The sequence below is a fragment of the Mesorhizobium sp. M7A.F.Ca.US.010.02.1.1 genome (genome assembly GCF_004023085.1).
GTDB lineage: Bacteria > Pseudomonadota > Alphaproteobacteria > Rhizobiales > Rhizobiaceae > Mesorhizobium.
In genome coordinates this window covers 203,690-226,347 of the sequence record NZ_RZRV01000002.1, presented here as the reverse complement: position 1 = coordinate 226,347, position 22,658 = coordinate 203,690, and the positions used below count along the sequence as shown (strand labels likewise).

Below are 22,658 nucleotides of genomic sequence, written 5' to 3'. Positions count from 1 at the left end.
GCCAAGTACCTTCTCGCCGGGAGCGGAGTTGCTGGCCCGGTGGTGAGCGGATCTGGTTCTGACGCAAAAGCTGCGTTGCCCGCGGCCGGTGCCCCAATCCCTTTCTTGGCCAAGACGGATACTCCAGCGTTCAGCGGGCGTTGCGGCTCCATGCATACCGCCTCGTTTTCAGCAGCCCTGCATGAGGCGATCTCGAATCATCTCTGCAATCGGGATCGCCGAGGAGGCGGCGGGTGAAGGGGCGTTGCAGACGTGCAGCATGCGGTCCGTTTGTGCGAACAGGAAATCATGGATGAGGGCACTGTCTTTGCGCACGGCTTGCGCGCGGATGCCTGCTTCGTGCGGGAGCAGGTCGGCGAGGCCGAGGCTCGGACAGTATTTCCGGCCAACAGCATCAGGCTGCAGCCGGGATATGTCTCAACCAGCCGCATGGCCGTCGCCAGGTCGACGATGCCGCCGCCGATAACGCTATAGTGGGGCACGCTTGCACAGTCGCCAGCCTTTGGCCGGCAGTTTCAAAACTCATTGTCCAGAGGGACTTCCAGACCCGCGATCTGTCGCTGTCCTTGTCGGCAAGCAGTAGCTGACGATCAATCTCCTCGCGTGGTATCGACATTTCACGGCGGCCAGATATCGCTGCCCAGATCTCGCTGCCAGCGTGGACCGGATGTCGCCGCAGCATACCAAGAAGGACGGTGCTCTTTGACAATCTTCCCCTTCACCGAAGCCACCTCGATCCAGTTCCAGCAGCCCCTGCCGAAGACTTCGGACGTCGTGATCATCGGCGGCGGGGTCATTGGCGTGAGCACGGCACTGTTCCTGGCGCGACGGAACGTCTCGGTGACGCTGCTGGAAAAGGGCCGCATCGCCGCCGAGCAATCCTCGCGCAATTGGGGCTGGATCCGGCAGCAGGGCCGCGATGCCGACGAACTGCCGATCGTCATCGAAGCGCAGCGCCTCTGGCGGCAACTGGCGCAGGAATGTGGCGAGGACATAGGACTGAAGCAGACGGGCGTTACCTATCTTGCGCGGACAGACAAGGAGATGGCCGGTTTCGCGAAGTTTCTCGAGATTGCCCAGGCTCATGGCGTCGACACGCGTCTCCTCGACCAAGGTGAGTTGGCAAGCCTGATCCCGGCCATGTCGCGACCGTTCAAAGGCGCAATGATCACCCCATCGGACATGCGGGCGGAACCTTGGGTCGCGGTGCCCGCGCTTGCTCGCCTGGCGGCCCGCGAAGGTGTGACGATCATCGAGAATTGCGCGGCACGTATGCTCGACATCTCCGCGGGACGCATCAGTGGCGTCTGGACCGAGAAAGGGCGCATCGCGACCTCGAGCGTCGTCGTCGCCAGCGGCGCGTGGACGTCGCTCTTTCTGCGCGCCCACGGCATCTCGATTCCGCAGCTCAGCGTCAGGGCGACCGTCGCCGCGACAGCACCGATGCCGGAGATCCACGCCGGTGCCGCCGCGGATGAACGCATCGCTTTCCGGCGCAGGCAGGATGGCGGGTATACGCTCGCATCGGGAGGCAGCAGCCAACTCTACATAGGGCCGGACGCATTTCGCCATGCGGGCAAATATTTCAGCGCCCTGATGGCCAATCCCTTCGGCACGCGCTACCTGCCGGGCGCGCCGCGAGGATACCCGGATGGCTGGTCGACGCCGCGCAGATGGAACGCGGATGAAGAAAGCCCTTTCGAACGGATGCGGGTCCTCAATCCCGCTCCCGAGACGTCGGCGCTCCGCGCCATCGACCGCGGGTTCAGGGAGCTTTTCCCTCAGTTCACGACTGTACCGCTCAAGGCGAGCTGGGCGGGCATGATCGATGCGATGCCTGATGTCGTGCCCATCGTCGATCGCGCCGCTGCGATCCCGGGTCTCGTTATAGCGACCGGGATGAGCGGCCACGGCTTCGGCATCGGACCCGGCATCGGCCGTGTGTTGTCTGACCTCGTCCAAGGCAACGAGACTGGGCACAACCTCTACAGGTTCCGTCAATCCCGTTTCAGCGACGGCAGTCCGATCCGATTGGGGCCATCGCTGTAAGCGTTCCTGCCGCCCGCCAGCCCATCCGCTCTGGCCTTGAAGGACCGGACGAGGATCTCAGGTGCCGCATGCCCGGGCGTAGGCCTCGATGCTCCGCCGGACGTGACCGATCGCGATCTCCTCGACGTCGCAGGCGCGGTCAGCCCATGTGACTGCAGAAGGCAGGTGCTGGAGAAACAGCATCACCGGCACCTTGCGGCCGTTCAACGTATCGAAGAGACGGTTGCAGGCGGCACGGGCTTGCGGGATCGCCCAATAATATCGGATGCGATCGGAATAGGAGTAGTGGCGCAGCGTCCGCTTGTCGGCATCGCTTCCATGATAGTGGCTTGCCCAATTCTTGGGGGTGCCTTGCATCAGCTCTTCCATTGCGTGGTAAAGCGGCCGCTCGCCATAGTCAGGCACCAGGTCGGAAGCGATCAGGTCGAGCGAGTACAGCGCCTCGCGCAGCTTGAAGGTCAACTCGGGTCCGACCTTGAGGACGGCGAAGCCGTCCTCGACGAGTTCACGCAACGGCCTCTCACCCTGATAGTCCGTCGAATGGGCTTCGAAAATGAGCGACGGCAATCTGTCGAGGGTTGCCGCCAGGTCGCCGGCCTTGGTCCGATCGTAGAAAATCACATTCTGGTTGCCGAACTCCACGCCCGGCTGCACGACAAGCCCGATGACGCGGGAAAATGCGCTTTCAAGCCCGGCGGTTTGGAACGCCTGGGCGTGAATGGCATGTGTCTGGCTACCCGCCTCCGGACTGGTCGGGGTGATCGCATCCAAAGCGTGATCGGCGCCACCGGGCGGCGGCACCTCCGTCCCGATGATGTAGACCGGGCTTGCCCCGCCGCTCTGCGCTGCCGCCTGCTCCGCGACGCCCGCCAGCCTGGCCGCGCGCCCGGCCACCGTGTGGTCGTCTAGCGTCGCCGGTTCACCCGCGCAGCCCATCGAAGCATCGAGGTGGATCTTGCGGAAGCCGGCGCGGACATAGGCATCGACCATCGTCCCGGCCTGCGCCATCGCCTCCTCGGCGGGCCGGTCTTTCCAGGGATTAGGACCGAGATGATCCCCGCCAAGCACGATCAGCTCTTCCGGGCACCGCTCGGCTGCCGCGAGCGCTTCCACCATCGCCGCGAAATCGGCCGGCGTCATGCCCGTATAACCGCCCAGATGATTGACCTGATTGCACGTCGCCTCGATCAGCACGGTGGTGCCGGTTTCCCGGCCGTGGCGCAGTGCGGCTTTAAGCACCAGCGGGTGCGCCGAGCACACCGAGGTTACCCCGATTTTCTTCCCGTCTCTGTGCAGGGCCGGCAAATCTTCGATCGCCACACGCATCAATTTCTTCTCGCCGTTCTTGCCATGAAATCTTCCAGCTCGGCCGGCGTGCCGGCTCCCTCCATGGGACCGTGGCGTGTGACGTTGCGCGCCCCTGCCGCGTTGGCGAATTCGAGCGCCGTCTGCAGCGCCATGCCCAGCCGCCGGCATGCGACATAGGCTCCCCCGAAACAGTCGCCGGCGCCGGTGGGGTCCGTTTCCTCGACGATGAGGCCGGGGCAATCGGCGCGGGCTCCGGTGCTTTGACGGGCTGACGCGCCATGTTCGCCGCGCTTCACAGCGATCTCCTTGACCCCTCGTCTGAACAGCGCCTCGATCGCGCGTTCCTCCCCGTCCGTGCCGGCGGCCAGGAACAATTCATTGCCCGACGGCAGCAGCAGGTCCGCTTCGTCCACCAGACCGGCGAATTTCTCCTCGGTCTGGCCGTGCGCCAGCAATTCCTTGCGCAGGTTCGGATCGAGCGACATCGTGCCGCCGCGTGCCTTGATCAGCGGGATCGCGCGTTCGGTGATCGCCCAGGCTGCGGGACTTGCGAACACCGTTCCCATGACATGGATATGCCCGCAACGCGCGATCAGCGCCTCGACCTGCGGGGTCCATTCCAATCGAGCGGCGGCGGATTTGGCGATGTTGTAGACGAAATCGCGGCTTCCGTCCGTGCGGTAGCGAACAAAGGCGCTGCCCGTCGGATAATCCGGGGAAACAGCGATGGCGGAAGTGTCTACGCCGTCCCGCTTCAGGCGCTCCACGTTGACGACGCCGAAATCGTCGTCGCCGACCACGCCCACCATTGCGGCCGCTCCGCCCATACGTGCGCATTGATCGATGAAGATGGCGGGCGCGCCGCTCGGAAAGGGGCCAATGAGGTCGATAGGTTCCCGGAAGCCGGTGCCTGTCTGCCTCGCGACGATCTCTACCAGGATTTCTCCAATCGTCACGGTTGGCCCGAGCGAGTCCGCTGCAAGTGTTTGGGGGAGGTCGTTCATCAAGCGTCCATCCTGGTGTGGTGTCGTTTGCGGTTTCACGACGCCGAGGCGCAAGGGGGATTCCTACCGGTCGATGTGAATCGATCAGTTGCCATCACGCTACGATCCTGATGCATGGTCAAGCGCACACCTGGAAGGTAACGACGCGCAAACCCTCAGCCTGGAAACAGATCCAGGATCGACGACAGACGGTTGGTGCTGAGATCGACGTCGCCGAGCAGGCCGCCACTGGGGAGATAGCCAACCACGAACAGACCGGCGGCTCGTGCTGCCTTAGTGCCGGTGCGGCTGTCTTCCACGGCCACCACCGACCCTGGAGCTACGGCGAGCTGCCGGCAGGCCTCGCAATAGGGCGTGGGGTCGGGCTTGCCGGCCGACACGTCGTCGAGGCTGATTGTGAGACTCATATGATCGAGCACGCCGAGCGCATCGAGATTGGCATTGACGACTTGCCGGCCGGAATTCGAGACGCAGACCTGCGGGACGCCGCGGTCAGCCAGGGTCCGAATCGTCTCGACCGCCTCGGGGATTGGGACGGCGTTCGCCCGGTTCGCGACGTAGTGGGCATTGATAGCGGCGAGCCACTCCGCCTGGTCGAGCCCGACTGGGAGACGCGGACGCAGCATTGTCCAGACGTCGCCCATATGGATGCCGCGAAAGGCTTGGTCGGGCAGGTCGTCAAGATCGACGTTCCAGTTGCGGCAGCCGGCGAGGAGGGATTGATGATGCAACGGCTCGCTGTCGATCAGCGTTCCGTCGATGTCCCAGGCGACGGCGCGATACATCACGATGACGATCCCGCTCTGGTCGCGCCAGGAGCCGACAGGCGCGCATAAAGATCGCGATAGCGGCGATAGCCGTCGCGGTAGATGTCAGCCTTGCGCGGGTCGGGATCGAGCCGGTCGGCGAAGCTGACGAAACCGGAAACGCCCGACCAGTCGTCGGTTAGGCCGACGCCGATCGCCGCCGTCCAGGCAGCGCCGATGCAAGAGCCGGGGTGCCCGGTCAGGCGTTGGACCGGCTTTTGCAGGACATCCGCGACAATCTGCATCCAGACCTTGCTGCTTGAGCCGCCGTCGGAGGCGAGATAGCGCTCGGTCCGGTGGCCCATGTCGTTGAGCACCTCGACATGATGCGCGATGGCAAAGGCATAGGCCTCGAGCAAAGCGCGCCAGACATGGCCGATATCGTGCGACAGCGTCAGCCCATCGATCACGCCACGGGCCGCTGGATCATGGATCGGCGTCTTCTCGCCGAGGAAATAGGGCAGGATGATGAGGCCATCGGCACCGGCGGGACGCTCTGCCGCCAGCGCATCGAGCCGCTGGTGTACCGAACTACCCTCGGCCTGTGCCGCGACCATCTCGCCGCCGGCGAAATTGCGTACGAACCAGTTGAGGCCCGAGCCGCCGGTCGACATGCAGCCATTGGGCATGAACAGGCCCGGCACCAGATGGTAATCGAGATACATGCGCGGATCTGGCTTGATCTGATCGGTGGCGATCAGGATATCAACCGAGCCGCCGAATTTCAGGAGGACATCGCCTGCTTTGGCAACTCCGGCGCCGAGCGCGGAAGCGATCATGTCGGCCGCACCACCGACGACAGGTGTTCCCGCCATCAGGCCGGTCTCATCCGCGGCCTTCGCCGAGACGGAACCGAGGATCTCATGCGAGGCGATCTTTCGTGGCACGGCCGAGCGCGGTATGTGAGCGAGCGCCACCAGATCGTCGTCGATCCGGTGCGTCGAAACATCGACGAAGCCTGCCTCCAGCGCCCAGTTCTGCTCGACCGCACGTTCGCCGGTGAGGCGCCAGTTGATATAGTCATAGGAGCCGAAAACGGTGGCGATGCGGCTGAACACCTCCGGCTCGTGACGCTCTATCCAGCGCAGCTTTGCGGTGACGAGCTGTTGGTTGATGCCGTTGCCGGCCTTGGCGATGAAAGCCGCCTCATCGCATTCGGTCCGCAGTTCGGCCACTTCGGCGCCACAGCGGCCGTCGCTCTGCTGAATGCTTGGCCGCAGCACTTCGCCCTGGTCGTCCAGGAGAACGACCGCCGGCAGCATGCCGGTGGTGCCGACCGCCACGATCTCCTCGGCCTTGATGCCGCTGGTCCTGAGCAACTCCTGCACGATGTCGCGGACATTGATCCACCATTGCGCGGGATCTTCCTCGGCCCAGCCCGCATGCTCGGAATGCAGCGTGACGGGGCGCGAGGCGAGGCCCAGCACCTGATCGGGAAGCCGGATCAGAATGCCGATCGTCGAGGTGGTGCCGATATCGAGACCGAGAACGAACGTCATGTCGAATCCATTGAAATGCCGGGAAGGGCAGGCGGGCGAACCTGTCTGCCTCGTTGTGTCCCACTGCTCGATACCAGTCGATCATTCCGGACGCCGGCCCGCAACGATCGATATGATCACCGCGAGCCGGCGGTGGCCGGCATCGCCGTGGAAGCCGTCCTCAGCGCAAGGTGGCGACAACGTCCATGAAGCGCTTGACCCGATCGCTGTCGACGGCGTTCCAGGTATTGCCATCGATCTTGAAATGGGTGCCGATCACGACGCCGCTCGCCAGCGAAAGGACATCGCGGACATTGTCGATGTTCACGCCGGTGTTGGCGAAGACCGGCACGTCCTTGATCGTCTCGCAGACGCTGCGCAGGTGGGACTGGTCGGCCGGCTGGCCAGTGATCGGACCGGAAACGAGGATGGCGTCGGCCATCGACGAGAACACCGCGCTCTTGGCGCGCAATTCAATAGGACGCTGGTCGAGCGAGTGTGCGAACTCTGCATTGATGTTGAAGAGAAGCTTCATGTCGTCGCGGCCAAGATTGTGCCGCAGGCGCGAGGCGGCGGCGCAATCGGGCTCCCACAAGCCCATGTCGGAAGCGAACAGGCCGGTGAAGATCTCGCGCACGAAACGGGCTCCGGTGGCAGCCCCGATCGCGACGCTGGCGGTCGGATCCCAGAGATAATTGACGCCAAACGGCACTTTCAGTTCGGGCTTCACCGCCTGGACGATCGCAGTCATGGCGGCAATGCCTTCGGGCGGCGCCTTGAAGACATAGGGGCGGTCGTTCTCGTTGCCGAACATGATGGCATCGACGCCGCCGCTCTGCAGCTTGCGAATGTCGGAGAGCACGCCATCGATCAGCTTGTCGAGGCCGCCATCGGCATCATAGAGGGGCGTTCCCGGCAGGGCACCGATGTGGGCCATCGAGATGACAGCCTTCTTCTTGTCGCCGAAAAATTCAAATACCATCGAATCGTCTCCTTGGGGATAAAGTGAGAATGTTGCGCCTCAGTCGCGCGTCAGTGGCGGCGCGATGCGCAGGTCGACCTTGGCCGCGGCGAGCGCCGCGGCGATCTTGGCCGGCGGCTCGGCATCGGTGATGAGGATATCGATGTCCGATAGTGGCGCTATCCGCACCAGCGACATGCGCAGGAATTTGGCGGAATCGCAGAGCAGGATCTTGGTGCCTGAGCGTCTCAGATAGGCGCGCTTCATATCGGTATCATCGAAGGAATAGTCGAAAAGGCCGTCCGCCGTGATGCCGGAGACGCCGATCACGGCGACGTCGAACCACAGCGCCTCGAACTGGGCGATGGCCGCGGGTCCGCCGGTCGACATCTCGTCGGCTCGTACGCGGCCGCCGGCAACATAGACTTCGGGCATACCGCCGTTCAGCGCCGCCGCGATCCTGAGGCTGTTGGTGAACACCTTGGCGTGCGGAAGGTCCTTGAGGTGCTCGGCCATCAGATAGGTGGTGGTGCCGACATCCAATGCGATCGTGCGGTATCCCGAAACCAAGGCGGCCGCGGCGGCGGCAATCGCGGCCTTCGGGTCACGGCGCTGGCGCAAGCGCGAATCGAAACTCGGCTCCTCACTGTCCATGGCGACCAGCGGCGGGTTATCGGCCTCGATCGCGCCGCCATGGATTCGCACCAGCCTGCCCTCGCGTTCCAGTTCGACGAGATCGCGGCGGATCGTCATGTCGGAAACGGCGAGGTCGGCCGCTGCCGCGGCGACGGTGAGCGACCCCGTCCGGCGCAGGAAAGCGAGGATGCGGGCTTGTCGATCGTGCGCGAGAAGGCGCTGACGATCGGCATCGCGCGGTGCGCCATGCGTGGATGTCTCAGGAGGGGCGGTGTCGTCTGCCATCGATGTATCCGGTGGGTAAGCCGCTTACGAAGCGGTCTGCAGTTTTGACTCTATCGCATGATCAAACATTTTCAAACAAAAATATGTTTGCAGTGTTCGAATTTATTGGTATGCATCTCCATATCAACAGAACGCATTCCGTCACCAAGCAGAGAGAATACGACCATGCCGGCTGTCTCCGTCATTCCTCCAGTGCTTGCCGAACTCGCGGGCAAGCGTGCCTTTGTGACGGGTGGCGGCGCGGGGATCGGTCGCGCGATCGCGGCCGCCCTGACGCGGCAGGGTGTCGCCGTGGCGATCGGCGATCTGGATCCCGACGCGGCGCGCAAGGCGGCCGAGGAGATTGGCGGCGGTGCCGTCGCCGTCACGGTCGATGTTCGCCGTCGCGATTCCGTCGAGGCGGCCTTTGCCGCCATGCTGGAAGCGCTTGGCGGCTGCGACATCCTGATCGCCAATGCCGGCGTGTCCACCATGCAGCATGCGCTGGATCTGACCGACGAGGAGTGGGACTTCAACTTCTCCGTCAATGCACGTGGTGTATTCCTGGCAAATCAGATCGCTGGACGGCATTTTGTCAAGCAGGGCACGGGCTGCATCGTCAACACCGCCTCGCTTGCCGCGAAGGTCGGTGCGCCGCTCCTGGCGCATTATTCGGCGTCCAAGTTCGCCGTGCTCGGCTGGACGCAGGCCTTTGCCCGCGAGCTCGCGCCCAAAGGGATACGCGTCAATGCTGTCTGTCCGGGGTTCGTCAAGACCGGCATGCAATCGCGCGAAGTGGAATGGGAGGCGCATCTGCGGCAGGTCACGCCCGAACGGGTGGTCGCCGACTATGTCGCGCAGACCCCGCTCGGCCGGCTCGAGCTGCCGGAGGATGTCGCCGACGTCGTCGTCTTCCTCTGCTCGGATCAAGCCCGCTTCATGACCGGCCAAGGGGTCAACGTGACCGGCGGCGTCTATATGACCTGACGGTTCCTCGATGTCGTGGCCGGATCTTGGTGCCCGGCACGTGCCCGTCCAAAAAGTGAACACATACGATCAGAAAACAGGCTTTAAATGTTCTATTTTGTTCTCTAAGGTAGCCGTTCGCTCGACTTCGACCGCGGCGTTCGACCGGGTCAGGCGGGGTTTATGAGGAAAGTCTATGGCGTCTATCGAGCTCGATCGCGTTTCCAAGCTCTACGGCAATGGCACTTACGGGGTGCATGAGGTCGATCTCACCATTCCCGATGGTGAATTCGTGATCTTTCTCGGCCCGTCGGGATGCGGCAAGTCGACGACGCTGCGGATGATTGCCGGCCTGGAGAGTATCTCCTCCGGCGATCTTCGCATCGGTGGCAAGAGCGTCGCCAATGTCGCGCCGCGCGACCGCAACGTCGCGGTCGTGTTCCAGAGCTACGCGCTCTATCCGCATATGTCGGTGCGGCAGAACATGGCCTTCGGGCTGAAGATGCGCGGCACCGACGCCGCAGTGATCGATGCCAAGATTGCGGACGCCGCTAACCTGCTCGGTCTGCAGAATCTTCTCGGCCGCAAGCCGGCAGCGCTTTCGGGCGGCCAGCGGCAGCGTGTTGCGCTCGGCCGGGCGATCGTTCGCGAACCGGCGGCCTTCCTGCTTGACGAGCCGCTGTCCAACCTCGACGCGCAGCTGCGTGCAGAGATGCGGCTCGAACTCGTCAAGCTGCACCGGCGCCTTGGCCGCACCATCGTCCATGTCACGCACGACCAGGTCGAGGCCATGACCATGGGCGATCGCATATGCATCATGCGCGATGGTCGCCTGGTCCAGGCCGGCCGGCCGCTTGAAGTCTATGCCGACCCGGTCAACACCTTCGTCGCGCGCTTCCTGGCGACGCCGCCGATGAACCTCATTCCGGCCACGCTTCAGCCCGCACCTGGCGAAGGGCTCTCCGTCGTGACCGACAGTGGTGCCGTGCTTACCGTCCCCGCCCGCCACCGCAACGCCTATGGCGAGCGTGTCGGGCGCCGCGTCATTCTGGGCGTTCGAGCCGAAGATTTCCACGAACGCGCCGACAAGCCGGACTGGCAGAAGATTGCCGTACGGGTCGTGGCCGTCGAGGCTCTCGGCGCCGAGAACGTCCTGATCGGCCAGATTGCGGGTCAGGCCACCGGCATGGATGATGCCCACCCCGCCGGAGACGACAAGCCGTTGGAAATCGCCGCCCGCCTGAGCCGTTATTTCACGGCGCCCGTCGGCTCGATCGTCGAGCTCTACATCGACCCGTTGCCGATGCACCTGTTTGATCCCGAGACCGAACTGGTCATCGCACGGCCGAGCCTCATGGGGGCCGCTCAATGACCAGCATGGACGGAAACGAACGGCCTGCCTTTCGCCGCCGCTTCGGCCTGCATTTCGGGCTGATTGTCGTTTGCGCCATCGTGCTGCTGCCGCCGCTCTGGGTACTGCGGACGAGCTTCGTGCCCGAGCAGCTATCCTACAGCAACGAGCTGATGCCGGCCTTTACGACGGACAATTATTCGGCGCTGCTGTCAGGTCGCTTTGGTCAGTCCTACCTCAACAGCCTGATCGTCGCGCTCGGCTCGGTTCTGCTCGCTTTGCCTTTCGCCGCCACCACCGGCTATGCCTTCGCCCGCTTCCGTACGGGCGGTCGTTGGGCGCGCTTTGCGGTTCTGGCGACGCAAATGCTGCCGCCCGTGGCGCTTGTGCTGCCGACCTTCACGCTGTTCCGAAGCCTGGAGCTCAGCAATTCGCTGACCGGGCTGATCATTGTCTATGCCGCGCTCAACCTGCCTTTCCTGACCTGGATCCTGATGGGCTTCTTCGAAGGCATTCCAGTCGATCTGGAGTGGGCGGCGATGACCGACGGCGCGACCGCCTGGGGCGCCTTCTGGCGCATTGTGCTGCCGGTGTCGATGCCCGGTATCGCGGCCGCCGGCGTGCTCGGTTTCATCCTGGCGTGGAATGAGTTTTTGTTTGCCCTGGTTTTGAGCGGGCCGAAGACGGCGACCATACCGGTTGCGCTCGCCGCGTTGCAGACCTCGAACGGCGTCCAGATCGCCAAGGTTTCTGCCGGCGTCGTGCTTGCCATCCTGCCGCTGGTCGTGGCTTCCCGCTTCATCCAGCGTTTCATCGTCCAGGGCTTGACGTTCGGCAGCGTGAAATAGGCCGGCCGCTCCGAGAGCCGACATGGCTCGCTAGCCGGTTAGGAAATCGTGGCGGGATCACCGCCGCGTCCAGAGGGAAAGAGGAGTAGAGAGTTATGACTTGGAACAAGCAGACCTTGATCAAAATGCTGATGACGGCCGTGAGCGGGGCAGCTGTTGTCAGCGCATCGCTTCCGGCCAGGGCGGCTGAGCCCATCACCTTGCACGCCTTGATGGAGGACGTGCCGGAAACCAAGATCATCGAAGCGCTGTTGCCCGAATTCGAGAAGCAGACCGGCATCAAGGTCGAGTTCGAGAAGATCGGCTATCCCGACATGCACGACAAGCTGGTGTCCCAGCTGACCGCGCCGCAGAGCTACTACAATGTGCTCGAGGTCGACTTCCTGTGGGCCGGCGAATTTCCGGCCGCCGGCTGGCTCGCCGATCTGAAACCCTTCGTCGAGAAATCCAAATACGATCTGAGCCCCTTCATTCCCTCGACGCTTGACCTGCTCGGCCGGACCAAGGACCAGCTGTTCCTGGTGCCCATGTACAACTACTCGATGGGCCTCCTCTACCGGACGGACCTGATCGGCGACGAGAAGCTCAAGGCCGCCTACAAGACGGCAACCGGCAAGGAACTCGCTTTGCCGACGACCCTCGAAGATTATGTGGCGATTTCCAAATTCATGAAGGCCAATGCAGGCGTCGCCGGAGCCGCGATGCAGGGCCAGCGCGGCGATCCCAACAGCATGGAATTCTCCAACTACCTGTTCTCCGCCGGCGGCAGCTATCTCAATGCCGACGGCAAGGCGAGCCTCGACACGGCAGAGGCCAAGAAGGCGCTCGATCTCTATGTCGACAACATCCAGCACGGCGCCCAGCAGGGTGCCGTGTCGGCGACGCTCGATGACACCATGCGCCTGATGTGCAGCGGTTCGGCCTTCAGCATGGTCACCTATTGGTGGATGCTGCCGCAGATGGACGATGCCGTGAAGTGTCCGACGGTCGCCGGCAAGGTCGGCCTGTCGGTGATGCCGGGTGGCCACGGCGAAAGCGGCGGTTGGGGCTGGGGCATTCCCAAGAACACGTCGCCGGAAGAGCAGGAAGCCGCCTGGACCTTCATCCAGTGGGTGCAGAGCAAGGATGTTTCGGTGAAGCGCGCGCTCCAGGGCCACGCGCCCGTGCGCAGCGATGTCTATGCCGATGCGGCGGTGCTGGCGAAATATCCCTTCTACAAGACCGCCGAGGATGTGGTGGCGACCGGCAAGTCGTTCCCGATCTTCACCTATTCGGCGCAATACGAGGATCTGCTCGGTACCCAGCTCTCGCTGGCGGCTGGCGGCCAGGCGACATCGGACGCGGCGCTGAAGGCGGCTTCCGACGGCTTGCAGGGGCTCCTCGATAAATAGCGGTCCGGCTCGGCAAGGAGATCCGGCGCGGCGGTGTCAGCCGCGCCGGATCTTGTCCAGACCCCGGATCTTGACGAGATCAGCAACGCCACCCCGACCAAGGCTCGGCTACGATGCACAATGCGATCAAAAAAGGATGGGCTGCCCGTGGCCGCGAGTGGCGGACCGGCTGGGCCTTTGCCTTGCCCGGCCTGCTGCTGCTGGCGATCGTGATGGGCTTTCCGCTGGCCTATGCCTGCATCCTCTCGATCTCCTCGATGACCTTGATCAAGCCGCAGCTTCTGCCGCTTGTCGGGTTCAAGAATTTCGCCTCGATGATCGGCGATGAGCTGTTCTGGAACGCGCTCTGGCTCACCGTGCGCTATTCGGCGGTGACGGTTGTCGGCGAATTCGTGATCGGGCTCGGTATTGCCCTGATGCTCAACCGGACGGTCCGGATGAAGCCGGTCTATTTCGCGATTCTGACCATTCCCATGGCGATGTCGCCGATCAGCGTCGCCTTGATCTGGCGCATGCTGCTCCAGCCCAATCTCGGCATCGCCAATCATCTGATGGAAACGTTCGGCCTGCCGCGCCTCGACTGGCTCGGCACGCCAGGCATGGCGCTCTGGACGATGGCGGCGATCGACATCTGGCAGCAAATGTCCTTCGTCGTGCTGATCCTCGCCGCGGGGCTCGCCGCTCTGCCGCGCGATCCCTATGAGGCAGCTGAAGTGGATGGCGCGCGCGGCTGGCAGCAATTCTTCTACATCACGCTGCCGATGCTTCGGCCGGTCGCGGCGATCACCATCATCATCCAGCTGATCAACGAGTTCCGGACCTACGATCTGCCCTATGTCCTGACCAAGGGCGGGCCAGGCAATGCGACCGAAGTGCTGAGCTTCTTTGCCTATCGCCGTGCCTTTCTCGGCCTTTCGCTCAACGAAGGCGCGGCAGCCGCGTTCGTGCTGCTGCTGATCGTCCTTCTGCTCACCGTGATCTTTTTCGCCGTCCTCGAACGCTCGCAATCGGGAGAGGGCAGGAAGTAGGCTGTTAAGCCTTGAGCAATCTATGCGGTCTATCCTGGCTTGCAGATTGTCGAGGGAACATGAAACGCAAGCCGCTCCTGCTTTTCGCCTTTCCGTTTCTCATTCTGGCGGTCCTGGCAGGGGAGCGCATGGCGACCTTGTTGCTGGGCACCTATCCAGCCAGCCCCACCGCATGGTGGCTATGGCTTGAACTGCGCCCCTTGTCGGCGATGTTCTGGCAGCAGGTCGATGTCTATCTGGGCGGCTCCATGGCTCTCGACGCCGCCATCCTTGCCGCCGCATCGATCGCCTGCTGGATAGCGTGCCACGCCAAGCGGTCGGCTTTCTTCTTCCTCGCCAACCATATCGCCTTGATTTTCGCCGGGCTGATGATCGCCGTCGGCAGCCATTCGGAAACCGCGAGCACGATCGCCGCATTCACCTCGCCCGGCGGTTTTCCATTCACTCTGACGGTTGATTTCACCTTGAAGAACAGCCTGGTGCTGCTTTTGGGCATCGTGGCCTGTTCCTACTGCCACATCGCCTTCCTCACTGAGGCGCGGGAGCGGTCCGTCCGGGCCATCCGCATCCTGGCGCTGCAGCGCGATCTCTAGAACCGTTCGCCACCTGTACCCCGCCCGCTTTAGGCTCGGCCGGGTCTAGTTGATCCGGCGGTAATAGACCTTGCCGTCGGGCTGCTGGATGCGCTGGTAGTTGGAGCTTGGGGCAGGGGGCGACGCCGACGCGATTCTCTTCCTGGGTGCGGGCGCCTCGATGACGCCGGGCTCGCTCGCGTTCTCGCCGTCGAGGGCCTCGGGCGCCTGCGCCAGCGTGCTGGTGGCGATCTCGGACGGTTCCTCCGCACCCGGCATGGCCTCGCCGCCGGCGACCGGTACATTCTGCCCCAACCGGGCAATGTTGCCATCGATCTCGTTGAAGCTGCCTTGCAACTGGCTGTCCAGTTTCTCGAAACGGCTCTGGAAGCCGTTGTTGACCGTGTCGAGCCGGGCCGCGATCCGCTGCTCGAACGCGCCGAGCTGCTCCAGCCGCGCTTCCACGAAACGCAGGTCGCTCATGCCCCGATAGAGATAGACCGCGGCCGCCATGTTGATCGCGGTGATCAGAAGCGCGCCACCGGCGACGATGACGCCGATCGTCTTTGCCTTGCTGGGTTTCGCGGTGGCAGCCGGTTCGCGCTGTTCCTGGTTTCCGATATCGATCGCCGGCATGTCCGGTTCGCTGATCATCGTCATTGGACCACCACCTTTGCGCCGACCGCGACGCGTTTGAAGAGATCGATCACATCCGTGTTGGTGAGACGAAAACAGCCCGATGTCCCGTCGAAGCCGACACCCGACGGGTCGTTGGTGCCGTGAATGCGGTAGAGCGTGTCGCGCCCGTCCCGCGACAAATAGAGCGCCCTTGCGCCGAGCGGGTTGTAGGGGCCGGCGGGCACCATTTTCGGCAGCTCCGGCTGGCGGGCCCGCATTTCCTGCGGTGGGCGCCACTCCGGCCATTCGGTCTTCGCCCCGACCTTGACGGTGCCGGTCCAGCCGAACCCGTCGCGCCCGACGCTGATCTGGTAGCGCAGCGCCTGGCCCTGGCGGGTCACCAGGTAAAGCGCCTTCTCGTCCTTGCGGATGACGATCGTGCCCGGCTGCTCGGCGGTTCTAAAGGCAACGGCCTTGCGCAGGCTGGGCCCCATCGCCGGCAGCGGCGGCCGCTCCGAAAGCGCCGATCGCGCCTCGGCGAAATCGTGGACGGACAGCGCCAGCGCCACGCCGAGCGCACATGCGCCGGCGAGCTTTGGGACGATCCGATATCTACCGGGCAGCGTCATCGAGCCGCTCTTTGAACATCCGCTTCAGATCCTTGTTGAAGCGCGCCCGTCCATCCACTTCCGATGGCGGAATAGCCCTGTTCAGCGCATCGGTCAGAAGCGCGTTGTCAAGCGCGACCGATTTGATGTGCGGCGCCTTGAAGATCTTTTCGAGCTCGCTGCGCGAAAAATGGTTCCCGAACCATTTGCGCTTGTGCTTGTTGGCGACCAGCGTGATCGAGACCGCATTGCCGCGCAGCTCGCGGATCTTCTTGTAGAGCCGCTTGCCTTGCCGCAGCGAAGCGACATTGAGCTCGAACACGATGAAGATCTCGTCGCTCGTCGACAGCACGGAATTGTGCCAGGGCGTCTCGAGATTGGGCAGGTCGATGACGATGTCGTCGAAGCGGTAGGCGACGAGGTCGAGCAGCCGGAAGACGAAATCGCTGCCATGCGGCTCGAATGGCAGTTGCGGCCGCTCGAATGCGTAGAGCGTGAGCCCGGACGGGCGCGACAGCTTGATGACGTCCATCAGCTCGACATCGAGCCGCTCCGGCTGGCCGATGATGCCGGCGAGGTCGAACTGGTTGAACAGGTTGAGATAGGCGCCGCAATTGGCGCTCTGGAAATCCAGGTCGACGAGACAGGTGGACGCCGCGCGCTCAGCCGATTTCGAAGCCAGGAATTCGGCCGCCGACAGCGCCAGCGTCGTCGCGCCGGCGCCGCCGCTGGCGCCGATGAAGGTGATGATCCGGCTCTTCGTTCCCTGGTTGCCGGTGTCGTGGAAGGTCACCGCATTGAGCAGCTCCTTGCCGTCGAGCGGCTTGTGCAGCCAGTCCGAGGCGTTCATGCGCACCAGCACGCGCGTCTGTTCAGAGGTCAGCTCGTCGGAAACCGCGATCAGCGGAACGCTGGCCCACAGCGCGCGCGCCTCGACGATGCCGGGCCTGCCGAGCAGCTCGCCATTGCCCAGATCGAGGATGACGATGCCCGGGCGCGTATCGGCCGGCGGCCCCTTGAGGAAGTCGCTCGTCTCGGAAACCCGGACATCATAGATCGCCAGCGCATCGAGCCGCGTCGCCACATCGCGCTTGAAATTCGGATCCGACGAGAACAGCGCCACCTGCTTGCGCTTGGTCGGCGTAACCTTGGTGTTGATCGCGTTCATGGCCAGGTGCTTTTCATGTCTTCGCCCGTGACCGTGCTCAGCATGGAGGGCATGGTGATGTTCCCGAATCCGAGCAGTCCGCCTAGGAAGAAGAACTGGAAGGGATGATTGGTGATGCTGACAGTGATGGTCGGCACCGGCCCGCTGGGACGCGTCCAATAGCCGAGACCGGACGCCTGATATTGTATCCGCACTTCGGACTTAGCCAGCATTGGCAGGAATGTCTTCATTCCGGCCCGGCTGCTGTTGCCGCTGAAAATGAAATCAAAGGCGGCCTGGCTCACATTGAGGTTCTGACACGTAGCGCCTGTGCCGCAAATGCAAGAGACGCTTCCGGCGGTATTGGCCGTGCAGATATAGTTATAGGTGTTTGCGGCCACCGCAGTGCCGACTTTGGTTACATCGCTCTGCGTTATCGTCTCGGCCAGGAGCCCGCTGGCGACGGGTGTAGAAATCTGCGCCAGCCTTGCGCCGGCTTGCACCGCTTTATTCCCTGCATTCCATTGGTAAAACGCATAGCCGAAATCGACGAAGCCAAGCAGAAGCGTCAACAGCAGCGGCATTGCAATGGCCATTTCGACCATTGCCGCTCCAGACTGGTTAGCCCAAAACTTGGTGCGTCCCGTCACCATCCAATGACTCGTTCCTGATGGGATACGCTAAGGGTCAGGGCCCCAAAGCCAAGATACGACCAGAATCCAACGCCCGGATAAGAATAGGACGTGCTGACGTCCACGACGTCGACATTGGCCGTGCTGCTAAGATAAAGCTGCGTGCCCGTGGCCACATCGACCGCCGGCGTGGACAAAGCTTTGGTGATCAAAACTGTGGCTGGAAGCCATCCGGTCACCCTAGCGCTACCGCCAGCGACCGCCCCATTGGCGGCAAGGTTTTGAGCCCGCGCCTTGCAGGTATCCCAATCGCTGCTGCATCGTGCCATGTAGCGACCCGCATCCTCGACGCCGGCTTCGAGAAGCAGGCGCGTGTTCAGGATGTTGGAGAACTCAAACACACCAGCCGATAACAGCAGCACGAGTGGTGCGGTAATCGCGACTTCCACCAAAGCAGCGCCACTTTCGTCGCCTCGGAACCGCCCAATGATTTTGCCGAACCTGGTCATGTCGACTTTACCGATACAGCTGGGCTTCGTTGCGGAATGCTTTGTCTAGAAGGGTGTTGTTGGCAAACCCTCCATCGACGTCGACGATCTCCAGACTGATGGGCTTCTCGCCGGCCGTGGAGTCCTCATCGTCCTTGCTGTTGTCCTGCTTCTGGATCGGGCTGTTCAAAAAGACGCTGGCATAGCCGTCCGGCTTGAGCTGGATATGGCCATTGATCTTGGCTCGGTTGGCAATGCAGTCGACGATCGCCATGTTGAGCAGCCGGCGATCGGGATCCAAGTTCGGCGTCGCGCCTTTGAAGCAGGCTGGAACGCCGGTTTCCTTTGTCGGCGCGAGGGACTTGTCCCCGACGAGCCCGTTCGCGATCTCGTATTTATAGACGTCATATCTGGAAGCCGGCACAGCGGCGCCGGTCGGGTTGGTGGTGCTAGGGACGTTGGGATATGACGCACCATGATTGATCTGCCAATAATTGCTGCGGTCCCATGTCGAATTCGTCATGCCCGTGGCGGAATCGAAGCTATCGCCCGGCGGCAGCGCCATGGCCGTTCCGTCTGTGTTGGGTGTGTATTTGTTGCAGTTAGCGGTCTTGTCCACGCCCTTGCGCACATTGGTTGCCGGCCGATATGCCCAGTCCTTGTCATGTGACTTAAGCGAGGAACTGTAGATGTCGAAGCGGACGTTGAGCCCAGCATTGACCTGACCCAAGGTGACGCCGGTTTTCGTGATGAGCTTGTCGCGTTGATAGCAAGTGCCTGCGGTACCGGTAGCCAGGGCGTCGCGCAGTGAGGCCAGGCTGTTGTCGATCAGCCCGAAATTGCCAGGGCCAGGATTCGAGTCAACCTTGAGAATACGGTACTCGCGGCTATAGGTGAGGCCGGCGGCAAAAGCCTGCTGGATGGTCTTGCTGGTTAACGGGTCGGTCGTCTCGAACGGATTGCACATGAAGATTGGCACCGTTTCGCAGATCGACTGGACAAATCCGGCCACAGCCTGGGGCCGGATGTCGAACGTATTGTTGCTGCCGACAAAGCTGGCCGGAAAAATTGTCGCGAAAGCACCGGGGCCATCCGCCAGGCCGGAAGCGTTCACCGTCACCAGAGAGAATGTCACGGCTTTGGGGTCGGTGCTTGCCCAGTTCACGCCATTGGTGTCGACACCGGCGGCATTCAACCCGATGCTGTCGTCGGCAGGTATTCCGGTCAGATATGTGACGGTCACATCAGCCACGCCAAGCGTGTGATCGTGAGAAGTGGGATCGTCGGAGGTAGAGAATTTGGTTTTGTTGGTAAGTAGGGTGGTCTTCGCCAAGTTGGCCCGAGTGATTGAATCGGCTCTGCCGTCCAGTTCCGCCGCTACAGCAAGCGCGAGCGCATCGACACCTTTCTGCAGATCGTTATGCAGTCCGTTGGCCCGGCTCATATCGATTGCCAGCAGAGCGAAGCCGATGATCACCGGCAGCATGATAGCCACGAGGATCATCGCAACGCCGCGTTGATCGTTCCAGAAGGCCCGAATGGTCCCCAACATGACCTTGCTTTCTCTCATTGCGCCAGGGCCCCTCGCATGCCCGGCGCCCTCCGCATCCTTCCGTTCAGTTCACTGCGTCACGCCCGACCCGCCGACATTGACCGTGATCGCCGGCGGCGGCGGCGGTGGCGGTGGAAATTTGTAGTTACGTGCGACAAGTGCGGCGCGCGTGCCGTCGCCTTCGATATGTGTGTTCCTGGACGCCGGGTTGAGCGGGTCGACCGTCTGCAGCATCGAATTGAATTTCTGCGTGTCGCCGGCGGCCAGGGTCACCGTGTCATAGTGGTTCAGATAGTCCGCGGCGCAACCCGACAGCGCACCGGCACAGAGAATGAGGATCAAGGCGCTATTTCTTGACATAGAGCATCTTGTCCTTCGATTTGAAGTCGAGCATGTGGCCATAGGGGCCGGTGACGCCTTCGCCCAGTTCATATTTGCGGACCATGTCCCTGGTCACTTCAAGCTGGCCCAGCACGAAGAATTCCGGATCGTTGGCGGGCCGGGTCTTGTCGAACGGCGTTGCCAGCTGCTCGCCGGGCTTCACCGGCCGCACGATGTGCGGCGTGACGATGACAACCAGCTCGGTCTCTTCCTTCTGGTTGCTCGAATTGCGGAACAGCGTTCCGATCACAGGCACCTGGCCGAGCCATGGCACCTGCTCCTGAAGCTTGGTGGTCTTGCTGGACAGCAGCCCGCCGACGGCGAAGCTCTGGCCGTCGCGCAATTCGACGACGGTGGCCAGCTTGCGGTTGGTGAAGATCGGGTCGCCGGCGGTGGTGAAGCCAGTCAGGTCGCTGACTTCCGGTGCCAGCCTCATGTGGATCTTGCCGTCGTCGAGTACCACCGGTGTGAACATCAGATTGACGCCGAATTGCTTGTACTCGATGCTTATCTGGCCATCCTTGTCGAGAGTACGGATAGGCACTTCGCCGCCGGCATTGAAGCTGGCTTCCTCGCCGGAAAGCGTAGTGAGGTTGGGGTTGGCGAGCGTGCGCACCACGCCCTTGGCTTCGAGCGCCTCAATGTACAAATCGACTTTGATGTTGCTATCAATGACGCGTGTCAGCAGTGCGCCAAACGGAGAGGATACAGACAGCAGGTTGCTGAGCAATCCTCCAGTGCCTAAAATCACGTTGTCTTTATCGGCAGCGGCGATGCCTGTTCCGACCTGAGTGGAGCCGTCGCGGTTCGTGGTTTTGATCGACACGCCGAGATCGCGGCCGGCGTTGCGCTTGGCTTCCAGCACGCGCACTTCCAGATTGACCTGCTGGCTGTCGTCTACGATGACCGAGTTGATGATGGCATCGGGTCCATATTGCTGCGCCACCTCCAGGATCGCCGCCAGCGTGGGGCCGTCCTTGACATGGCCGCCAAGCCTGACCCTGCCGTTGACCGAGCCGATTTCGATGCGCGACTTTGGCGCCACCTGGCGGATCGCCTGCGCCATGTCGCTGACATCGACGCCGACCTCGATCTGCAGGGCGCCGAGCGAACGCTTGTCCGTCGAGAACAGGTTGACCGTGGTGGTACCGGCCCCCTTGCCGATGACATAGAGCGTGCGGTCGGTCATCGGCTGGGCATCGGCGATCTTCTCGTCGCCGACGACGATGTCGCCCAGATTGGCGCTCACCTGGATCGTCACCGATTGCGACATCGGCAGGAAAACCCGGTGGACGCTGGGGGTCGACACGTCGATGAAGCGGTCTGCAGCCTGAACGGCGAAGCTAAACGACAGCAACACACAGAAAAAGGCCAGAACGGTGGTCAGTGATCCCCGAAATACGCGCATTAACACTACCCCCTCGCCGGCTGATTCGCTCTCCACGTATCTGATATGCCGGTGTTATTTTTGTCGCGGCACATCATATGTTTCAAGCTTTATACCCCGAAAGACACCGACTGTCGCCCGCGCCGGTGGTTCCGGCTGCACATATTTGACCACTTCCTTGACAACTTCTTTCACCTGCGGCTCAGCTGCCACAGCCGGCGCCGGTTTTACCTTGCCCAACTCATCGAGGCGGCTTCCCACTTTCTCCACAGCCTGGGTCAACCCGGCGATCTTGTCTTCGGCGCGCTTGCGCTCGGCTGCAGCCGCGGCTTCCGCCGCTGCCTTCCTGTCGAGCTCCGCCTGCCTGGCGACGACATCGGCCGGCGTTTCGCCGGTCAGGTCGGAAAGCGTCACCCGTTCGGTCGTCTCGCCCTTGTTGGCGGCGGCCTGGCGCAGCGCCAGCGACAGCTGCCCGGCCCCTGCCGCCAGCGTCAGCTTCTGCGCGTCCCTGGTGCTGGCCTCCAGCGTCACGGATTTCACCACCGTCGGGCTGTCCTTGCTTTCGTCGGCCACCTGGTCGATGGCGAGCACCTTCATGCTCTGCAGCAACACGTCGACGAAACTCTTGTCCGTGCCATCATCGCCGCGCGCCGTGCGCGTGAGTAGAATATCGACTCGATCGCCCGGGAAAACGAAGCCGGCGACGCCGAGCACGTCATTGACGCGGATGGAAACGGCCTTCATGCCTTCGCCAAGCACTGCCGAGAGTGTGGCGCGTTGGCCGGGGCCAGTAATCTTGGTAGCAAGAATCGGCTCATTGACGCCGATCGCTTGCAGTGCCTGCTTGGCACCGTCACCAGCCAACAGGTCTTTCGTTGTCTTGAACGCCCCGGCCGGAACCGCACCCGCAGGCCATGCGACTTCGCGCAATTTATCTGCGCTCAGCGCATCGCCGAACTTCAGCGGCATCGCCGCAACGACAACCGTGCTGCCTTGGACGATGCCCGTTTGCGCCATGGCGCTTCGCTGGCCGGCGAGCCATATGTTGACAAGTACCACCGCGAGAACGCCGAACACGCCGGCGAGCACGACCATGATCAGTGTATTGGCACGCATGAACCCCAAGCCCCAGCAGACGCGGGAATTCGCCCGCGGCGATTTGAACCCAGGCCCGGAAGGTCAA

The 22,658-nt window shown here is 62.8% G+C and carries 22 protein-coding genes and 1 pseudogene; 7 read left to right on the top strand and 16 right to left on the bottom strand.

The features are described 5' to 3' along the window. Positions 1-168 precede the first annotated feature (168 nt). Positions 169-384 (bottom strand): annotated as a pseudogene (locus EOA19_RS35765) (L-2-hydroxyglutarate oxidase); the annotation flags it as partial. Between the two features lie 318 nt (positions 385-702). Here EOA19_RS35765 and EOA19_RS02980 point away from each other — a divergent pair. Next, positions 703-2,049 carry an FAD-binding oxidoreductase gene (locus EOA19_RS02980; RefSeq protein WP_128302644.1) on the top strand — a complete coding sequence of 449 codons (1,347 nt, stop codon included), beginning with the start codon at positions 703-705 and terminating at the stop codon, positions 2,047-2,049. Between the two features lie 57 nt (positions 2,050-2,106). Here EOA19_RS02980 and EOA19_RS02975 read toward each other — a convergent pair whose 3' ends face one another. From EOA19_RS02975 to EOA19_RS02950, 6 genes are all read right to left on the bottom strand, one after another. Next, positions 2,107-3,375 (bottom strand): D-tagatose-bisphosphate aldolase, class II, non-catalytic subunit, encoded by a 1,269-nt coding sequence (locus EOA19_RS02975; protein ID WP_128302643.1) that lies wholly within the window; start codon positions 3,373-3,375, stop codon positions 2,107-2,109. Then, positions 3,375-4,361 carry a sugar kinase gene (locus tag EOA19_RS02970; RefSeq protein WP_128302642.1) on the bottom strand — a complete coding sequence of 329 codons (987 nt, stop codon included), beginning with the start codon at positions 4,359-4,361 and terminating at the stop codon, positions 3,375-3,377. Before EOA19_RS02970 ends, EOA19_RS02975 begins: the two co-directional genes overlap by 1 nt. Positions 4,362-4,516: 155 nt before the next feature. Continuing rightward, complete coding sequence (locus tag EOA19_RS02965; RefSeq protein WP_128302641.1) at positions 4,517-5,146, bottom strand: HAD family phosphatase; 630 nt, start codon at positions 5,144-5,146, stop codon at positions 4,517-4,519. Next, complete coding sequence (locus tag EOA19_RS02960) at positions 5,146-6,666, bottom strand: FGGY-family carbohydrate kinase (protein WP_128302640.1); 1,521 nt, start codon at positions 6,664-6,666, stop codon at positions 5,146-5,148. Before EOA19_RS02960 ends, EOA19_RS02965 begins: the two co-directional genes overlap by 1 nt. Before the next feature lie 160 nt (positions 6,667-6,826). After that, positions 6,827-7,627 carry a BtpA/SgcQ family protein gene (locus tag EOA19_RS02955; protein ID WP_128302639.1) on the bottom strand — a complete coding sequence of 267 codons (801 nt, stop codon included), beginning with the start codon at positions 7,625-7,627 and terminating at the stop codon, positions 6,827-6,829. 39 nt (positions 7,628-7,666) lie between these two features. Then, entirely contained in the window at positions 7,667-8,527 is an 861-nt protein-coding gene (locus EOA19_RS02950; RefSeq protein WP_128302638.1) for a DeoR/GlpR family DNA-binding transcription regulator, read from the bottom strand. A gap of 165 nt (positions 8,528-8,692) precedes the next feature. Here EOA19_RS02950 and EOA19_RS02945 point away from each other — a divergent pair, with 165 nt between their 5' ends. The 6 genes from EOA19_RS02945 (at position 8,693) to EOA19_RS02920 (ending at position 14,683) form a co-directional block, all read left to right on the top strand. Then, positions 8,693-9,493, top strand: coding sequence for an SDR family NAD(P)-dependent oxidoreductase (locus tag EOA19_RS02945; protein WP_128302637.1), 801 nt, complete (start codon positions 8,693-8,695; stop codon positions 9,491-9,493). A gap of 175 nt (positions 9,494-9,668) precedes the next feature. Then, a complete protein-coding gene (locus tag EOA19_RS02940; RefSeq protein WP_128302636.1) occupies positions 9,669-10,844 on the top strand; it encodes an ATP-binding cassette domain-containing protein in 1,176 nt (391 codons plus the stop codon). Beyond that, positions 10,841-11,671, top strand: coding sequence for a carbohydrate ABC transporter permease (locus EOA19_RS02935; protein WP_128302635.1), 831 nt, complete (start codon positions 10,841-10,843; stop codon positions 11,669-11,671). Before EOA19_RS02940 ends, EOA19_RS02935 begins: the two co-directional genes overlap by 4 nt. A gap of 95 nt (positions 11,672-11,766) precedes the next feature. After that, complete coding sequence (locus tag EOA19_RS02930; RefSeq protein ID WP_128302634.1) at positions 11,767-13,062, top strand: sugar ABC transporter substrate-binding protein; 1,296 nt, start codon at positions 11,767-11,769, stop codon at positions 13,060-13,062. A gap of 113 nt (positions 13,063-13,175) precedes the next feature. Beyond that, a complete protein-coding gene (locus EOA19_RS02925; protein ID WP_128302633.1) occupies positions 13,176-14,090 on the top strand; it encodes a sugar ABC transporter permease in 915 nt (304 codons plus the stop codon). A 59-nt stretch (positions 14,091-14,149) separates the two neighbouring features. Further along, entirely contained in the window at positions 14,150-14,683 is a 534-nt protein-coding gene (locus tag EOA19_RS02920) for a hypothetical protein (protein WP_128302632.1), read from the top strand. A 45-nt stretch (positions 14,684-14,728) separates the two neighbouring features. Here EOA19_RS02920 and EOA19_RS02915 read toward each other — a convergent pair whose 3' ends face one another. From EOA19_RS02915 to cpaB, 9 genes are read right to left on the bottom strand one after another with little or no spacing between them, the layout of a single operon-like run. Then, positions 14,729-15,298: a hypothetical protein gene (locus EOA19_RS02915; protein WP_245486048.1), complete on the bottom strand. Its 570-nt coding sequence runs from the start codon at positions 15,296-15,298 to the stop codon at positions 14,729-14,731. A gap of 20 nt (positions 15,299-15,318) precedes the next feature. After that, the gene (locus EOA19_RS02910) at positions 15,319-15,909 is read right to left on the bottom strand and encodes a L,D-transpeptidase (protein ID WP_128302630.1); all 591 of its coding nucleotides are present in this window, start codon (positions 15,907-15,909) and stop codon (positions 15,319-15,321) included. Then, positions 15,893-17,056: an AAA family ATPase gene (locus EOA19_RS02905; RefSeq protein WP_128302629.1), complete on the bottom strand. Its 1,164-nt coding sequence runs from the start codon at positions 17,054-17,056 to the stop codon at positions 15,893-15,895. Before EOA19_RS02905 ends, EOA19_RS02910 begins: the two co-directional genes overlap by 17 nt. Beyond that, positions 17,053-17,640: a TadE/TadG family type IV pilus assembly protein gene (locus EOA19_RS02900; protein ID WP_245486046.1), complete on the bottom strand. Its 588-nt coding sequence runs from the start codon at positions 17,638-17,640 to the stop codon at positions 17,053-17,055. Before EOA19_RS02900 ends, EOA19_RS02905 begins: the two co-directional genes overlap by 4 nt. 41 nt (positions 17,641-17,681) lie before the next feature. Further along, complete coding sequence (locus EOA19_RS02895) at positions 17,682-18,176, bottom strand: TadE/TadG family type IV pilus assembly protein (RefSeq protein WP_128302627.1); 495 nt, start codon at positions 18,174-18,176, stop codon at positions 17,682-17,684. Positions 18,177-18,183: 7 nt separating this feature from the next. Beyond that, the gene (locus EOA19_RS02890; RefSeq protein ID WP_128302626.1) at positions 18,184-19,725 is read right to left on the bottom strand and encodes a pilus assembly protein TadG-related protein; all 1,542 of its coding nucleotides are present in this window, start codon (positions 19,723-19,725) and stop codon (positions 18,184-18,186) included. A gap of 51 nt (positions 19,726-19,776) precedes the next feature. Beyond that, positions 19,777-20,067: a hypothetical protein gene (locus EOA19_RS02885; RefSeq protein WP_128302625.1), complete on the bottom strand. Its 291-nt coding sequence runs from the start codon at positions 20,065-20,067 to the stop codon at positions 19,777-19,779. After that, complete coding sequence (locus tag EOA19_RS02880) at positions 20,054-21,496, bottom strand: type II and III secretion system protein family protein (protein ID WP_128302624.1); 1,443 nt, start codon at positions 21,494-21,496, stop codon at positions 20,054-20,056. Before EOA19_RS02880 ends, EOA19_RS02885 begins: the two co-directional genes overlap by 14 nt. A gap of 54 nt (positions 21,497-21,550) precedes the next feature. Next, complete coding sequence (gene cpaB, locus EOA19_RS02875) at positions 21,551-22,591, bottom strand: Flp pilus assembly protein CpaB (RefSeq protein WP_128302623.1); 1,041 nt, start codon at positions 22,589-22,591, stop codon at positions 21,551-21,553. Between the last annotated feature and the right edge of the window lie 67 nt (positions 22,592-22,658).

Bases quoted from the DNA above. Each gene is read 5' to 3' on its own strand.
- EOA19_RS02880 (WP_128302624.1), bottom strand. From the start codon at position 21,496: ATGCGCGTATTTCGGGGATCACTGACCACCGTTCTGGCCTTTTTCTGT.
- EOA19_RS02885 (WP_128302625.1), bottom strand. From the start codon at position 20,067: ATGTCAAGAAATAGCGCCTTGATCCTCATTCTCTGTGCCGGTGCGCTG.
- EOA19_RS02940 (WP_128302636.1), top strand. From the start codon at position 9,669: ATGGCGTCTATCGAGCTCGATCGCGTTTCCAAGCTCTACGGCAATGGC.
- EOA19_RS02920 (WP_128302632.1), top strand. From the start codon at position 14,150: ATGAAACGCAAGCCGCTCCTGCTTTTCGCCTTTCCGTTTCTCATTCTG.
- EOA19_RS02935 (WP_128302635.1), top strand. From the start codon at position 10,841: ATGACCAGCATGGACGGAAACGAACGGCCTGCCTTTCGCCGCCGCTTC.
- EOA19_RS02930 (WP_128302634.1), top strand. From the start codon at position 11,767: ATGACTTGGAACAAGCAGACCTTGATCAAAATGCTGATGACGGCCGTG.
- EOA19_RS02925 (WP_128302633.1), top strand. From the start codon at position 13,176: ATGCACAATGCGATCAAAAAAGGATGGGCTGCCCGTGGCCGCGAGTGG.
- EOA19_RS02895 (WP_128302627.1), bottom strand. From the start codon at position 18,176: ATGACCAGGTTCGGCAAAATCATTGGGCGGTTCCGAGGCGACGAAAGT.
- EOA19_RS02960 (WP_128302640.1), bottom strand. From the start codon at position 6,666: ATGACGTTCGTTCTCGGTCTCGATATCGGCACCACCTCGACGATCGGC.
- EOA19_RS02890 (WP_128302626.1), bottom strand. From the start codon at position 19,725: ATGAGAGAAAGCAAGGTCATGTTGGGGACCATTCGGGCCTTCTGGAAC.
- cpaB (WP_128302623.1), bottom strand. From the start codon at position 22,591: ATGCGTGCCAATACACTGATCATGGTCGTGCTCGCCGGCGTGTTCGGC.
- EOA19_RS02970 (WP_128302642.1), bottom strand. From the start codon at position 4,361: ATGAACGACCTCCCCCAAACACTTGCAGCGGACTCGCTCGGGCCAACC.
- EOA19_RS02900 (WP_245486046.1), bottom strand. From the start codon at position 17,640: ATGGTCGAAATGGCCATTGCAATGCCGCTGCTGTTGACGCTTCTGCTT.
- EOA19_RS02905 (WP_128302629.1), bottom strand. From the start codon at position 17,056: ATGAACGCGATCAACACCAAGGTTACGCCGACCAAGCGCAAGCAGGTG.
- EOA19_RS02975 (WP_128302643.1), bottom strand. From the start codon at position 3,375: ATGCGTGTGGCGATCGAAGATTTGCCGGCCCTGCACAGAGACGGGAAG.
- EOA19_RS02955 (WP_128302639.1), bottom strand. From the start codon at position 7,627: ATGGTATTTGAATTTTTCGGCGACAAGAAGAAGGCTGTCATCTCGATG.
- EOA19_RS02950 (WP_128302638.1), bottom strand. From the start codon at position 8,527: ATGGCAGACGACACCGCCCCTCCTGAGACATCCACGCATGGCGCACCG.
- EOA19_RS02910 (WP_128302630.1), bottom strand. From the start codon at position 15,909: ATGACGCTGCCCGGTAGATATCGGATCGTCCCAAAGCTCGCCGGCGCA.
- EOA19_RS02915 (WP_245486048.1), bottom strand. From the start codon at position 15,298: ATGCCGGCGATCGATATCGGAAACCAGGAACAGCGCGAACCGGCTGCC.
- EOA19_RS02945 (WP_128302637.1), top strand. From the start codon at position 8,693: ATGCCGGCTGTCTCCGTCATTCCTCCAGTGCTTGCCGAACTCGCGGGC.
- EOA19_RS02965 (WP_128302641.1), bottom strand. From the start codon at position 5,146: ATGTATCGCGCCGTCGCCTGGGACATCGACGGAACGCTGATCGACAGC.